This is a genomic window from Methylomonas sp. TEB (assembly GCF_047777895.1).
Lineage (GTDB): Bacteria > Pseudomonadota > Gammaproteobacteria > Methylococcales > Methylomonadaceae > Methylomonas.
The window spans coordinates 4,169,306-4,182,701 of record NZ_CP180476.1; the positions used below are offsets into that span (position 1 = coordinate 4,169,306).

The window sequence follows — 13,396 nt, forward strand, 5'->3', positions numbered from 1 at the left end:
CTTTTTGGAAAAATCGGTAGCGGCTCAGTTATTTCATAGGCCGTTTAGCACAAGCGTTTTATTCCCAAACTATCGCCGGCCTAATCAGAACTCGGCAACATCGCTCACCCAACCAAGCTGCTACAGCCGGGCATTTTCAGCACAATGCCAGTTTCCACAATAGTTTGCACTAGCGCGTAGCCTGCATTTGCAGACCAGCCGAGAGCAGCTTCCAACACCAAATTGATGCTATGCTGGCGCATTACCGCAATTTAGAAGCCATCCGCCACATCAGACATGCCCCGTATCGTTATATCTACCCTCAACGCCCGATACATTCACACTGCTTTTGGCTTACGCTATCTCTACGCCAACATGGGCACGTTGCAAACAGACACGGTCTTATTAGAATTCGGCATCCAGCAGCGCCCAATCGAAATTGTCGAAAAACTACTGCAACAACAAGCGCGGATTATCGGCCTTGGCGTTTATATCTGGAATGTGGCGGAAATCAGCGCCGTGATAGCCATCCTGAAACAAGTCGCACCGGACATTATCATCGTACTTGGCGGGCCGGAAGTCAGTCATCCGCCCGATTTACCAAGCATTGCCGAATCGGCGGACTATGTCGTCACCGGTAACGGCGAATTAAGTTTTCCGCAATTATGCCGGCAGTTGCTGTCAGGATTTAAACCAACCGAAAAAATCGTGGCTGGCGAGATGGCCGCATTGGACACCCTGGCGTCGCCATATCCACACTATACGGAAACCGACATCCGTCAACGGATTATCTACGTGGAAGCATCGCGCGGCTGTCCGTTCAAATGCGAATTTTGCCTGTCGTCGCTGGACACTACCGCCAAACCGTTCAACTTAAACGGCTTTTTGCGCGAAATGGAAATTCTATACCGGCGCGGTGCACGACACTTTAAGTTCATCGACCGCACCTTCAATCTAAAAGTAGACAACAGCGTTGCTATCCTTGAGTTTTTTTTGGCTCGCTTGAGCGAAGATCTATATTTGCACTTTGAAGTGATTCCGGACAATTTGCCTGAACGTCTGAAGCAGGCCATCAGCCAATTTCCGCCCGGTGTACTGCAATTTGAAGTGGGTGTGCAAACCTTTGATCCTGCCATCCAACATCTGATCAGCCGCAAACAGGATAACCAGAAAACCGAAGCCAATTTAAGCTGGCTCCGGCAACATTCCAACGCCCATATTCATGCCGATTTAATTGCCGGCCTGCCTGGCGACACTCTTGCCGGCTTCGGTGCCAGTTTCGATAAGTTGTTTGCGCTGAATCCCCAAGAAATTCAGGTCGGGATTTTAAAACGTCTGCGCGGCGCACCAATCAACCGACACAATGAAGCGTACCAGCTACGTTATGACCCGCAGCCACCCTACGCCATTCTCAGCACGCGAGATATAAGTTTTACTGACTTGCAACGTATTACGCGATTCGCCCGCTTTTGGGATTTGATCGGCAACTCCGGCCGGTTTGCCGCAAGTTTGCCGCTCATTGTCGCCGAACAACCGTTTACCCGCTTTTTACAATTTAGCGATGCGCTATACGCCTTAACGGACAGTACCTGGCAAATTGCTTTGAAACGCTTATTCGAATTAACCTACTCGGTCATGACTGACACACTATTTGTACCGCCAGCCGAAGCGATGGCAGCGTTAGACGAGGACTATCGAAGGAGCGGCGAAAAAAGTCGGCCGGCGTTCTTACAACAAGCCGCAACAGTGTTCGCGACGAAGCGCGGTGTGGCGAATAAACGGCAAACTCAACACCTATAAACTTGCTTGAGCTTGAATAACATGAAGAGGGCATCAAAAGTCATTGAGCTCAGTCATCCGCGCCCGGCAACGGTCGCACGGTTGCATAACCATCCCGATAACTAGGGTACAAAAAGCGGTAACCCAAGGCCTTGAGCCTGGTGTTGCGACAGCGTTTGTTTTGTGGGGCATCTGGAGCTAATGACAACGGTGAAGGCTGAGGACAAGCAAATTGTTCGGCCAACCAACTCATCACTTCCCAAAGCGGGGCCGGTTCATCGTCGGTCGCCAGATAGCAAGGCTCCAAGGCTACACCTGCGAGTTGTTTTTCCAGTAAAAATAACAACACCGCCACACAATCCTCCGAGTGAATGCGGTTGGTATAACTGGGCGGTTGCTGTTGGATGCCCTCCCCTCGCTCCGCTCGGCGTAATAACCAATCACGACCCGGTCCGTAAATCCCGGAAAAACGCACGACGCAACTGCGGTCACTCGCAATCCACAAGCGTTTCTCCGCCGCAGCCAGCCAGCGGCTCGTGGCGCTAGCCGGCTCAGTGACACTGGTTTCATCGACCCATTCGCCACGATTCTGTTCGTAAACACTGGTAGAAGACACCATCAACCAACTGAGTGATGTTTCAGCTGCCGCAAAATGCGCTAACAAATTGCGCAAACCAACATCATACAGCGCTTGATATTCCTCAGCTTGTCGACTAACGGGAGCTACGATAAATATCACCGCATCAAAGCTGCTTGGTAAAGCAACCAATGACGAGGCCAATCTTATATCGGCAATAAAAATGGGAAACGGGGTCGAGGTAGCCGGCGCGCTGCGCTTCAACCCGGTTACCTGATGCCCCTGCTGGTGCAAGCGCAAAGCCACCGGATAGCCAATATCTCCACAACCGATCACTAGTATTTTCGCCATAGTATTTACCCAAGATAATCTGCACACCGCTTATTATGGCCTGCCGCAGCAAGATAAACGCTATAAAAACCGTGTCTCGAACGCATTCGAAAATGAGCGCGCTGATTTTGGTGCGTTGCCGGATTTGCTCACAACTTTGTGTAAGCACTTATGAACAAACCGGCCTCTGTTCAATAGGCATAAAAAAACCGGGTGGAGTACTGGACTCCAACCGGCCTAAAAGCCCAATGATAGCTTGGGATTAAACGACCTGTTTACGACGACCTATATACAGAAAGCCCATCAACGCACTTGTCATAAACCATACAGAAGCGGGGAGAGGCACGCTAGTGACAGGATTTTGATTAGCGGCTGCTTTCAGATCAAATCCAAACAGAAAGCTTAAGTTGTTGGTAATCACGCCAGGTTTTACAAAGGACAACAAGAAGGTATTAGGAGCGCTCAACTCGTAATTACCGGCTTCACTAACCCAACCGCTTGCTGTCAACAGGCCCAATTTAAAAGGGCTAGCAGAGGCAAAGCTACCTACACCGTTAAAAGTGTACACAGGTGCATCAGCAGCCAGATCAGCGGTAGCAGCAAAGATACCGAAGGTGTCACTTGAAGTAAATGGGAATGCACTAGAGCCGAAGGAGATAAAATTACTATCGCCGTCAGTAGCTTCCCAAATGATGCCTGCTGAGCTTGCAGTCGAAACTGCAAACAGGCAAACAGCAAGCCAAAGTTTTAAAGATAAAAGCATTTTCATGGATTGTTCCCCATTTTCACTTACGTTAACAAACGGCTATCCTTTAGCCACCTTATACTCCGAAGCCGATATTGCATAACAACATCAGCTTTAGCAGAGTTCTGTCTGCTTACTACGAGTCTTCAACTCTCGTAAGCCGCTACTGCCGAACATTCGTTGATCGCAAGGCAATAGCTCAAAATGGTTAATCCCTGAAACAGAGATCAAGTTCAATAGATGAATTGATATATTCAAACGACTTTACTGAAACGGCGCTTTTTACAAAGGCATGGCAACCACTTGAATAACCTGGCTACATAGGGTGCATACCCCTTCGGCTTTCTCCCTAGACTTATCCCTATACAACGGCATAAACCACTGAATGCAAGCCCCGCTACCCACCACCAATCGCCCCCAACTCTACCGCGCAATATAATGCGCCACAATCCATTGCTAAGACAGAAACGCCTTCCATCTTTATGAATAGTCGTGCATCTGTCGGACAAATCGGTTGTTCAAGGCTAAAAACCGCAATTAGAAATTGGGTATGCCGAGATTCTACAGCCGGCAACTTAATCCTTTATTAACAAAATATTAAGTTTTGATTAAAGCCTTTAACGAACGATGCCTTGCTGGCTGGGCTACCACCTTGTAAGACCAACTATTGAAGTTCATCAGCGTGCCAGACTGGCAAGAATCATGGCCGCTACAAAACTCATAATGAAGATAGCGGATGCGCAAAAAATAAGCGCGCACGGGAAAACTATTTCAAAACGCTATCAGCGTTGAGCGCACATGGGATTTGGATTTGCAAAAAACTATGCCTCATGTCCAGACTTTAAACCGGCGTTTGATACAACGATTGCGAGAGCTTTGGTCAGCCAAAAGCAGTTCGTAACGGCTGTTATGGCGTCCCGGAGACGATTCGAACGTCCGACCTGTCCCTTAGGAGGGGACCGCTCTATCCTGCTGAGCTACCGGGACCTTAGAGGGTGATTTTACCACAGGCCAGAAGACTAGGCTTTCTGTTTTCTAATCTCCACGCGCTCAAGTGAAGTGATGAAATAGGACAGCTTGGATTGGCTTTTTGCAGACAGATTTTCGAATAATCCGCCGATTTGCACTTTGGCTGATGCCGCCGACACCGGCTTTACAAAGCGTACGGACAGATCAAAATCCATAACATAATCTTCAAAGGTGATTTGGCAGTTTTTGACGGTATCGCCGCGCTGAACCCGCGCCCTATTAACGGGAACGGTAATCCCCGCTCCGCCTCTGGATAAATCGAACAGACTACCTCCAACCGAAATACCCGTGCGCTGCACAACGCCGGAAAACGGAATATCGATACTGCTAATTTCCAGACGAGGGGTGCGTCGCCGCTGGGGATAAAACACGCGATCAGGGAACGGGGCTTTGTAGTAATTGATTCCCCTTGAATGACCGACTTCGATTCCCGCCAGATTAAACGATAAATGAATACCCTTATGAAAGGTAGAGAGTTTCAGCGAGCGATTAAGCAACAGAAAATCGTTACCGTATTTAGGCATCAGTTCGTCGAGGATAATGACCTTCTTATCCAGTTTGACTGCCAATATTGAAGAACTAAAGTCCTCGCCCTCAACCTGAACGGTACATAGCGGCGAACTATTTTCAATTTCCCCCAGTAATTTGGCAATCTTGTCGGAATCGGTAATAAAGTTGGGGTTCTCAAAACTCAATAGCTCGTCATCGTCATCGTGAGCGGGCTCCGTCGGCAACGGTTTTGAAAATAAATGCTTGAGTTTTCGCAGCATATAAGCGACCTGTCTGGTTATTCGTCGCTCAGTCTACACCGAAATTAATGTATGCGAAAACAGCTCGTTGCGGGTAACGCCATCAGGCCCATAGGTAGCAGCTAACGGCGACTTGCCTCTTAAGATTTGCAGTGATCTTTGCGTATGTCGACTCAATAACGCAATGCTGGCACCGTTTTGTTCGTTAATTGTACGACAGGTTTGGGAGAGCCTAACGATGTGATTCCAATAATTCCAGGACTCGGAAATATTGATACCGGCGGATTTAGCTTTGACCAGATAGGCTTTCATGCCATCGTTACTCACCACCAGTTGCTCGGTGGCGAGTACCTGCCCAAGTTGCTTGGTGAATTGCTCAAGCTGGGCAACCAGATCTTTTTTGTGGGTAGCGATTGCCGATATGGCATCCGCATCGGTTTTTTGTTTCAGGTTTGCGGCTTCGGCGTTCAGCAGCTCGTGCAAACTTTGCGTTGCTTTTAAACCGTTATTTAGTAGTTTTTCGGTGATTTGATAAGTTTTCTCTATCATGACGTCATGTGCTATTGGTTAGTTGACCTTCAAATTGCAACATTTTCTCGGCAACGCGCTCGGCGTTGACTTGATAGCTGCCGTCCTGCACAGCGGCTTTTATGGCCGCCACACGGTCTTCGTTCACCACGGGGGCGGTAGCGCTTGCAGCAGTTGCCGATTTAATGTCCAGAGCGGTCGCTGTGATGTTGACTGTGTCCGTGGAGGCGCCGCTGACGGGCTTCTCTTTAAGTTCGGCCGAGTCCTTAACCGCTGGTTTTGCCGGTAGCGGTGTGCTAACAGATTTGCTGGTGATAGGGTCGATAGCCATGACGGTATTCCTAAATTAGTTTTATCTGTAGCATTTAGCGGCATCATCATAAATTCCTTTAACGCTTTATCAAAAATAAACCGATACCTGACCGGAATCCACCACGGTGGCCTGGATTACCCGTTGCGAAGACAAGTTTTTTACATTGATTTTCTGACCTTTTGCACCATCCGCCATCGCCGTGCCGACCGCGCTAATCAGCACTCCGGCCTTGCCCGATTGAATATTCACCCGCTCGCCCCGCTTGACCAACGTCAACTCGGTAACGTGCAGCTTACTCAACACACTTCCGGCGGGAATATTACGTACCGCCTGCTTATCAACGACATCATCCAAGTCAGTCAGATAACCTTGTTGCAACAAGCCAATATCGCGAGTTTCCGCAGTCAAATACTCGGCACGAATCACATCATTGCGCTGTAATGAACGATTCAGGACCAGTACGTCTTTAAACGACCTTACCGATACCATGCTGTAAATCGTCCAGCCTCTTTCGCCTTGGCATCGCACCCCCACCGTATTCCTGCCCGGCTTTATTTCGCCGGATTGTGTAAATACTTGTAATGGTTGTTCGCACTGCGGCAATTGCAAACGCGGATCAATTTGCGCGCCGCCTATTTCGTACTTGCCGCCTGGAGCAAGATTGGTGCTGATGTATTGGTTAACCGCATCCTGGATTAACGGCACCGACTGCATCGGCCCCGCTAACGCTGTTTCGCAGACCAACAGCCAAATCACTCTCAAATTTTTGATCTTCATTGCAGTCGCCATTTTTTTGACTTTTGCAAGAATACAGCACGAAACATACCAGTAATTTTATAAAGTAAAAAAAAGCAAAGTGTCTATAATTGCAAGCAGTATATTTCAGGGGGTTTTATGGCCGGAGTCTTAGACGGAGTCGATCAGCGCACCAAACTGGCGGGGCACAACAGATTCGAACTCTTGTTGTTTAAACTTGTTAGTAAACAACGCTTTGGGATTAATGTTTTCAAAGTTCAGGAAGTGATTCAATGCCCGCCCTTAACGCAAATTCCCAATTCGCATTCGGTGATTTGCGGCGTTGCTCACCTGCGCGGTAAAACCATTCCCGTACTCGATTTGTCGATGGCTATCGGCATGAGACCCTTGGTCCGCGACGCCGGCTGCTACGTCATCGTCACCGAATACAACCGTTCCATTCAAGGCTTTCTGGTCGGCTCGGTAGACCGGATCATTAATATCGGTTGGGAACAAGTAAAAGCCCCACCTACCGGCACCGGCAAAGAAAGCTATCTAACCGCAGTGACTGAAATCGACGGTGAGCTGATAGAGGTGATTGACGTCGAAAAAGTGATGAAAGAAGTCATCGGCGGCCGCGAAGAAGCTTCTGCAGAAATCATTGACATGGAAGTAACCAGCAAAAACGATCATATCTTGGTAGTGGACGATTCATCGGTGGCCAGGAACCAAGTTAAACGGGTCTGCCAGCAAATCGGCATCGAATGTACGCTGCTAAAAGACGGCCAAGAAGCCTGGGATCATTTAAACGCGCTGGTGGCCGACGGCATCGATATTCAGGACAAATACTCGATGATCATTTCCGATGTAGAAATGCCGCGCATGGACGGCTATACCCTAGCTACCAAAATCAAGGCCGACCCCAACATGAAAAAAATCTATTTGATTTTGCATACTTCATTAAGCGGCGTGTTTAACACATCAATGGTCCAAAAAGTCGGCGCTAACGAATTTCTGGCCAAATTTGACCCAGACTCGTTGATGAATTCCATTCAGCATCAGCTCAAACTTTATCATGCAGCCCATTCCTGACCGATACTCGAGACGCCGTCCAGCCGCAAAGCTTAGACATGTTGAACCAGGCTGAACCGGGTAGTCCGGCGGGTAAAATTATCGACATTTCCGCCGCGGAGTACCAAACCATACAACAATTCCTCAGCCAGAGCTGCGGCATCGAGTTGGGCGACAGCAAACAATACCTGGTAAAAAGCCGATTATTGCCCTTGATGGGCAAATTTGAATTCACAAGTTTCGCTGAACTAGCCAATAGCCTGCAATCCGCGTCATTTTCCTCGCAAAAAATCAAAAGCGCCGTCATCGACGCGATGACCACCAACGAAACTTTCTGGTTTCGCGACGAACGGCAATTCGTCGAACTCAAAGACCAAGTCCTACCCAACTTGCTAAATCGCAAAAACGGCAACATCAGAGTTTGGTCCGCCGCGTGCTCATCCGGCCAGGAACCCTACTCGATAGGCATCTGCGCCCTGGAAGCCATCAGAGCCTCCAGCAAATCCCGCTCCGTGCAAATTATCGGCACGGACATCTCGGAAGCTATCCTCGAAGAAGCCAAGCGAGCGGTTTATTCAGAAGCCGCACTATCTCGCGGCCTGGATAGCGCGGCAAAAGCCCGGTATTTCCACAAAAATTACGACGGCTACTTACTTAGCCCGGAAGTCAGCCAGCTCGTGCGTTTTCAACAATTCAACCTGCTCAAATCGTTCACTGCCTTGGGCCGTTTTGACCTGATCTTCTGTCGCAACGTCCTGATCTATTTCTCCGATCAAGTTAAACGCGACATCCTCTCCCGTATGGCTGACAGCCTGGAACCCGGCGGCTATCTGTTTCTAAGCAGTACCGAAGCGATGCCGACAGGCTTAAACAGCTTTGAATTGGTTCGCTCCGGCTTAACCAGCTACTTCAAAAAAGTCGGTTAAGTCGCTCGTCAGTTTATTGACGACTTAACACAACGGCAGCATTTTGCCGCCCCGCCCGAAACACTGTTTTTTGACACTCTCGCCATCCCTCAAATCCGCTACACAAATGAAATAACAGCACATTTATTTTATGGCACATATACTGCTTTAAGGTTTAAAAAACCCAAAGGTGGCAATTATGGCTATTAATTTCGACAGTGCCTTAGGCATTCATCCGCAAGCATTAGCGTTGCGCGAAAAGCGCAGCGAGATTCTGGCGTCAAACCTGGCCAACGCCGACACGCCCGATTACAAAGCCCGCGATCTGGACTTCAAGTCGGTGTTTCAACAAACCCTGGCCGGGGCAGGATCAGAGCTGAAACGCAGCCAGCAAGGCCATCTGTCTAGCCAGAATAATGTACTCGGCGCAGACCTGCTGTACCGCAATCCGCAACAAGCCTCGCTGGACGGCAATACCGTCGAATCGCACATCGAACAAGCCAAATACGCAGAAAACGCCGTGCAGTACGAAGCCAGCTTACGGTTTATCAACAACAAGTTTTCCGGCCTGATGTCGGCCATTAAAGGAGAATAACCATGTCTGCATTTCGCATCTTCGACGTCGCCGGCAGCGGTATGAACGCGCAAAACCTGAGACTCAATCTGGTCGCCAGCAATATTTCCAACGCCAACAGCGTCAGCAGCAGCATTGATCAGGTCTACAAATCCCGTCAACCGGTGTTTGCCGCCGAACTGAAAAATGCAATGGACAAGAACAGCACCGCCAGCGGCGTCAACGTGCTGGGCGTCGTCGAAAACCAAGCGCCGCCGGTGATGGAATATGCCCCCAATCATCCGTTGGCGGACGCGACCGGCTACATCTATAAATCCAACGTCAATACCGTGGAAGAAATGGCCAATATGATGTCCGCTTCCCGCTCCTACGAAAACAATGTAGAGGTGTTGAATACTGCTAAAAACCTGATTTTGCAAACCCTGAAAATGGGACAGTGAGGCATTTATGACCAGCGCAATAGACACCTTTAAAAGTCTCGGCTTGGCCACTACCAGCTCCGACACATCAAGCGGCGTAAAAAAACAAAGCTTGGGGCAAGACCAGTTTCTAAAACTGCTGACCACGCAAATGACGCATCAAGACCCCATGAAGCCCATGGATAACGGCGAATTTCTTGGCCAGATGGCGCAATTCAGCACCGTATCGGGTATTCAAGATCTACAGGCTTCGTTCAAAGAGTTTGCCAGCTCGCTCAGCTCAGACCAAGCCCTGCAAGCAGCCGGCTTGGTTGGCCGCCATGTTTCGGCACCCTCCAAGGAAGCATTGCTGGGTGCCGGCGGCAGCGTCTCGGGCGATTTCGAAATGCCCAGCAGCTCGCCGAATGTCAGCGTGAAAATCATAGACCCGCAAACCGGCGCCACCATCAGAGAAATCGATATGGGCGCACAGTCGGCGGGCACTACCACCTTCGAATGGGACGGCAAAGACAGCAATAAACAATTTGCCGACCCTGGCGTCTACAAAATTCAAGCGGAAGCCAAAATTGACGGCGTCAATACGGTATTAGCCACCAATATTAAATCGCTGGTGAAAAGCGTGACGATGGGCAGCGGCAGCAGCGGCCTGCAAGTCAATCTGGACGGCGTCGGCACCGTAAAATTCAGTCAAATTAAACAAATCTTGTGAAGGAGAAGGCATCATGGCTTTTACAACAGCATTAAGCGGCTTAAACGCCGCATCCAACAATCTGGCGGTGACCGGCAATAACATTGCCAACGCCAACACCGTAGGCTTTAAAAAGTCGCGCTCGGAATTTGCCGACGTTTACGCCTCCAGTCTGGGCGGAGTCAGCAACACCACGGCCGGCGCCGGCGTCAGAGTTGCCAACGTCGCCCAACAATTCAACCAAGGCAGCTTGTCGTTCACCGACAACAATCTGGATTTGGCGATCAGCGGCGAAGGCTTCTTTACCATGGCCAAAAGCCCAACAGAAACCAATGACATCACTTATACCCGGTCCGGCGAATTCAAACTGGACAAGGACGGCTATCTGGTTAACAACCAAGGCAAATCACTGATGGTATATAAACCCAACGGCACTGCAGTCTCCGACGGCTTCAGTACCGGGGTGACGCAACCGGTGCAGATCAATACCCTCACCGGCTTACCCAGCGCCACAGACACTGTCTCTCTGGCGGTAAATCTCAACGCCAACGAAACCGTTCCCAGCGTAACTCCGTTCGACCCAACCAACAATAACTCCTACAACTCGCAAACCTCGGTGACTGTTTACGATTCGCTGGGTTCGCCGCATATTCTCTCCACCTATTATGTAAAAGGCGCCTCGACAGCCTCCACTACGAATTGGAGTGTGTATCATTTTATGGCCGAGCCAGCCACCCCAAACGCCCGAACCTCCATCAATGCCGGCACCTATGGCACGGCAGTCGCCGCCCCGGCCACGACCACCACTTTGCCGACGCCGGCCGTGATGACTTTTGATTCCTCCGGCAAATTACAATCCCCGGTGTCCGGACGCTTCGCCTTGAGTGATTACACCATACTGCCGGCGACCGGCGCGGCCCCTGTGAAGGTAGGCACCATGGACTTCTTCGGTTCCACCCAGGTTCAGGAAAAATTCAGCGTGAATACGATGACGCAAAACGGCTTACCGGCCGGACGCTTGACGGGCATTGATATTGACGACGAAGGGGTGATATTTGCCCGCTTCAGTAACGGCGGCTCGCAAACCATGGGTAAAGTGGCATTGACCCGCTTCGCCAATACCAACGGCTTGGCCAAAATCGGCGACACCGCTTGGGGACAAAGCGCCAACTCCGGGGAACCGATTCCCGGTGAGGCCGGCGCGAATAACTTCGGCCTGATTCAGGCCGGCGCGCTTGAAAGCTCGAATGTCGAGCTATCCGCGCAACTGGTCAACCTGATCGTCGCCCAACAGCATTACCAGGCCAATGCGCAAACCATCACCACCGAAAACAGCATTATGCAAACCATACTGCAGATTCGGTAATTAATGGGGAATAACCATGGACCGTAGCCTATACATTGCGATGAACGGCGCCAAGCAGACCTTGCTGGCGCAAGGCGCCAACGCCAATAATCTGGCCAACGCCCAAACCACCGGTTTCAAGGCCGATTTCGAGCAATTTCGCGCGATGCCGGCTTTCGGTCCCGGTTATCCATCAAGGGTCTATTCGATGACCGAACGCCCCGGCACCAACATGGCCAGCGGCAGCATCCATACCACCGGCCGCGACCTGGATGTCGCCATCAACGGCCAAGGCTGGATCGCGGTGCGTAATGCAGAGGGCCAGGAGGCCTATACCCGAGCCGGCGATTTGCGCCTCACCCCGGAAGGCTTACTGCAAAACGGCGCAGGACTCTCGGTGCTTGGCGAAGGCGGCGAAGCGATCACGATTCCGCCCGCCCAAAAACTGGAAATCGGTACCGACGGCACCATCTCCATCGTCCCGCAAGGCGTCAATGCCACCAATAGCGTGATTGTTGAACGGATCAAGCTGGTCAACCCCGATCCGGCCAATCTGGAAAAACGCGAAGACGGCTTGATGCACGCCAAGCAAGCCGGCGCCATACCGGCCGACGCCACTGTCACACTGATTCAAGGCTCGCTGGAATCCAGTAACGTCAATGCTTTGGCGGCGATGGTGGAAATGATAGAGCTGTCTCGAAACTTCGAATTGCAATCCAAAGTCATGAAAAACATTGATGACACATCAGGCGCCAGCGCCAAGCTGATGCAAGTGGCATAGTTTCTGCTTTACTCCTGATAAGACAAAAAATTGTCAGATTAGGAGATTGTCATGACAGAACGAGCATTATGGGTCGCAAAATCCGGTTTGGATGCCCAACAAACCCGCATGGCGGTTATTTCCAATAACCTGGCCAACGTCAACACCACCGGCTTCAAGAAAGCCAGACCGATTTTCGCCGACTTGATGTATCAAAACGTCCGTCAAGCCGGCGCACAGTCTACCCAAAACACCCAATTACCCACCGGCTTACAGCTAGGCACCGGGGTGCGCACGGTGGCGACCGAAAAACTGCACACCCAAGGCAATATTCTACAAACCGGCAACTCGCTGGATATAGCGGTCAGCGGACGCGGGTTTATGCAGATTTTAATGCCCAACGGCGACATCAACTACACCCGTGACGGCTCGTTCAAAATGGACTCCACCGGCCAAGTGGTCACCTCCAACGGCATGCCGCTGGAACCGGCCATCACCATTCCGCAAGACGCGCTGAGCGTCACCATCGGCCAGGACGGCACGGTATCGGTAACCCAACCCGGCGCGGCGGCGGCGAATCAAGTAGGCCAAATTCAAATCGCCGACTTCATCAACACCGCCGGCTTGGAGCCGATTGGCGACAACCTGTTCCGGGAAACTGTAGCCAGCGGTGCGCCGATTATCGGTGCGCCCGGCGAGAACGAACTCGGCACCATGATTCAAGGTTCCTTGGAAACCTCAAACGTCAACGTCGTGGAAGAGCTGGTCAACATGATAGAAACCCAGCGTGCTTATGAGATGAACTCCAAAGCCATTTCCACCACCGACCAGATGTTGTCCTTTGTCACGCAACAACTTTAATTCAGGACA

General features: G+C 50.6%; 15 protein-coding genes and 1 tRNA gene. 9 read left to right on the plus strand and 7 right to left on the minus strand.

The window, feature by feature from the left end; genetic code table 11:
• Positions 1–276 precede the first annotated feature (276 nt).
• A complete protein-coding gene (locus tag ACMXD4_RS18725) occupies positions 277–1,779 on the plus strand; it encodes a B12-binding domain-containing radical SAM protein (RefSeq protein ID WP_171697636.1) in 1,503 nt (500 codons plus the stop codon).
• 49 nt (positions 1,780–1,828) lie between these two features.
• Here ACMXD4_RS18725 and ACMXD4_RS18730 read toward each other — a convergent pair whose 3' ends face one another.
• The 7 genes from ACMXD4_RS18730 to flgA form a co-directional block, all read right to left on the minus strand.
• On the minus strand, positions 1,829–2,686 hold the full coding sequence (locus ACMXD4_RS18730; RefSeq protein WP_171697635.1) for an SDR family oxidoreductase: 858 nt from the start codon (positions 2,684–2,686) through the stop codon (positions 1,829–1,831).
• Positions 2,687–2,927: 241 nt separating this feature from the next.
• On the minus strand, positions 2,928–3,434 hold the full coding sequence (locus ACMXD4_RS18735) for a hypothetical protein (RefSeq protein ID WP_033159282.1): 507 nt from the start codon (positions 3,432–3,434) through the stop codon (positions 2,928–2,930).
• A gap of 886 nt (positions 3,435–4,320) precedes the next feature.
• Positions 4,321–4,397 (minus strand) — tRNA-Arg (locus ACMXD4_RS18740).
• Positions 4,398–4,429: 32 nt separating this feature from the next.
• The gene (locus ACMXD4_RS18745; protein WP_171697634.1) at positions 4,430–5,209 is read right to left on the minus strand and encodes a flagellar brake protein; all 780 of its coding nucleotides are present in this window, start codon (positions 5,207–5,209) and stop codon (positions 4,430–4,432) included.
• A 33-nt stretch (positions 5,210–5,242) separates the two neighbouring features.
• Positions 5,243–5,737 carry a flagella synthesis protein FlgN gene (locus tag ACMXD4_RS18750; protein ID WP_033159270.1) on the minus strand — a complete coding sequence of 165 codons (495 nt, stop codon included), beginning with the start codon at positions 5,735–5,737 and terminating at the stop codon, positions 5,243–5,245.
• Positions 5,738–5,741: 4 nt separating this feature from the next.
• Positions 5,742–6,047 carry a flagellar biosynthesis anti-sigma factor FlgM gene (flgM, locus tag ACMXD4_RS18755; protein ID WP_101052429.1) on the minus strand — a complete coding sequence of 102 codons (306 nt, stop codon included), beginning with the start codon at positions 6,045–6,047 and terminating at the stop codon, positions 5,742–5,744.
• 69 nt (positions 6,048–6,116) lie between these two features.
• Positions 6,117–6,806, minus strand: coding sequence for a flagellar basal body P-ring formation chaperone FlgA (flgA, locus tag ACMXD4_RS18760; protein ID WP_171697633.1), 690 nt, complete (start codon positions 6,804–6,806; stop codon positions 6,117–6,119).
• A 117-nt stretch (positions 6,807–6,923) separates the two neighbouring features.
• Between flgA and ACMXD4_RS18765 the strand changes: the two genes are divergently transcribed.
• The 8 genes from ACMXD4_RS18765 to flgG all read left to right on the plus strand — a co-directional run bounded on the left by ACMXD4_RS18765 (position 6,924) and on the right by flgG (position 13,387).
• Entirely contained in the window at positions 6,924–7,856 is a 933-nt protein-coding gene (locus tag ACMXD4_RS18765; RefSeq protein WP_020483236.1) for a chemotaxis protein CheV, read from the plus strand.
• A gap of 38 nt (positions 7,857–7,894) precedes the next feature.
• The gene (locus ACMXD4_RS18770; RefSeq protein WP_101052427.1) at positions 7,895–8,761 is read left to right on the plus strand and encodes a CheR family methyltransferase; all 867 of its coding nucleotides are present in this window, start codon (positions 7,895–7,897) and stop codon (positions 8,759–8,761) included.
• Between the two features lie 178 nt (positions 8,762–8,939).
• Positions 8,940–9,335, plus strand: a complete 396-nt coding sequence (gene flgB, locus ACMXD4_RS18775) for a flagellar basal body rod protein FlgB (RefSeq protein ID WP_033159267.1) — start codon at positions 8,940–8,942, stop codon at positions 9,333–9,335.
• 2 nt (positions 9,336–9,337) lie between these two features.
• On the plus strand, positions 9,338–9,754 hold the full coding sequence (gene flgC, locus ACMXD4_RS18780; RefSeq protein ID WP_033159266.1) for a flagellar basal body rod protein FlgC: 417 nt from the start codon (positions 9,338–9,340) through the stop codon (positions 9,752–9,754).
• A gap of 7 nt (positions 9,755–9,761) precedes the next feature.
• On the plus strand, positions 9,762–10,442 hold the full coding sequence (locus ACMXD4_RS18785; protein WP_101052426.1) for a flagellar hook assembly protein FlgD: 681 nt from the start codon (positions 9,762–9,764) through the stop codon (positions 10,440–10,442).
• 13 nt (positions 10,443–10,455) lie between these two features.
• A complete protein-coding gene (gene flgE, locus ACMXD4_RS18790) occupies positions 10,456–11,787 on the plus strand; it encodes a flagellar hook protein FlgE (protein WP_033159264.1) in 1,332 nt (443 codons plus the stop codon).
• A gap of 16 nt (positions 11,788–11,803) precedes the next feature.
• On the plus strand, positions 11,804–12,547 hold the full coding sequence (gene flgF / locus ACMXD4_RS18795) for a flagellar basal-body rod protein FlgF (protein WP_171697631.1): 744 nt from the start codon (positions 11,804–11,806) through the stop codon (positions 12,545–12,547).
• Between the two features lie 51 nt (positions 12,548–12,598).
• A complete protein-coding gene (gene flgG / locus ACMXD4_RS18800) occupies positions 12,599–13,387 on the plus strand; it encodes a flagellar basal-body rod protein FlgG (protein WP_033159262.1) in 789 nt (262 codons plus the stop codon).
• The last annotated feature ends 9 nt before the right edge of the window (positions 13,388–13,396 follow it).

What these genes read in the sequence shown, in the direction of transcription:
- ACMXD4_RS18725 (WP_171697636.1), top strand. Translation starts at nt 277, where the DNA reads ATGCCCCGTATCGTTATATCTACCCTCAACGCCCGATACATTCACACT.
- ACMXD4_RS18730 (WP_171697635.1), bottom strand. Translation starts at nt 2,686, where the DNA reads ATGGCGAAAATACTAGTGATCGGTTGTGGAGATATTGGCTATCCGGTG.
- ACMXD4_RS18735 (WP_033159282.1), bottom strand. Translation starts at nt 3,434, where the DNA reads ATGAAAATGCTTTTATCTTTAAAACTTTGGCTTGCTGTTTGCCTGTTT.
- ACMXD4_RS18745 (WP_171697634.1), bottom strand. Translation starts at nt 5,209, where the DNA reads ATGCTGCGAAAACTCAAGCATTTATTTTCAAAACCGTTGCCGACGGAG.
- ACMXD4_RS18750 (WP_033159270.1), bottom strand. Translation starts at nt 5,737, where the DNA reads ATGATAGAGAAAACTTATCAAATCACCGAAAAACTACTAAATAACGGT.
- flgM (WP_101052429.1), bottom strand. Translation starts at nt 6,047, where the DNA reads ATGGCTATCGACCCTATCACCAGCAAATCTGTTAGCACACCGCTACCG.
- flgA (WP_171697633.1), bottom strand. Translation starts at nt 6,806, where the DNA reads ATGAAGATCAAAAATTTGAGAGTGATTTGGCTGTTGGTCTGCGAAACA.
- ACMXD4_RS18765 (WP_020483236.1), top strand. Translation starts at nt 6,924, where the DNA reads ATGGCCGGAGTCTTAGACGGAGTCGATCAGCGCACCAAACTGGCGGGG.
- ACMXD4_RS18770 (WP_101052427.1), top strand. Translation starts at nt 7,895, where the DNA reads ATGTTGAACCAGGCTGAACCGGGTAGTCCGGCGGGTAAAATTATCGAC.
- flgB (WP_033159267.1), top strand. Translation starts at nt 8,940, where the DNA reads ATGGCTATTAATTTCGACAGTGCCTTAGGCATTCATCCGCAAGCATTA.
- flgC (WP_033159266.1), top strand. Translation starts at nt 9,338, where the DNA reads ATGTCTGCATTTCGCATCTTCGACGTCGCCGGCAGCGGTATGAACGCG.
- ACMXD4_RS18785 (WP_101052426.1), top strand. Translation starts at nt 9,762, where the DNA reads ATGACCAGCGCAATAGACACCTTTAAAAGTCTCGGCTTGGCCACTACC.
- flgE (WP_033159264.1), top strand. Translation starts at nt 10,456, where the DNA reads ATGGCTTTTACAACAGCATTAAGCGGCTTAAACGCCGCATCCAACAAT.
- flgF (WP_171697631.1), top strand. Translation starts at nt 11,804, where the DNA reads ATGGACCGTAGCCTATACATTGCGATGAACGGCGCCAAGCAGACCTTG.
- flgG (WP_033159262.1), top strand. Translation starts at nt 12,599, where the DNA reads ATGACAGAACGAGCATTATGGGTCGCAAAATCCGGTTTGGATGCCCAA.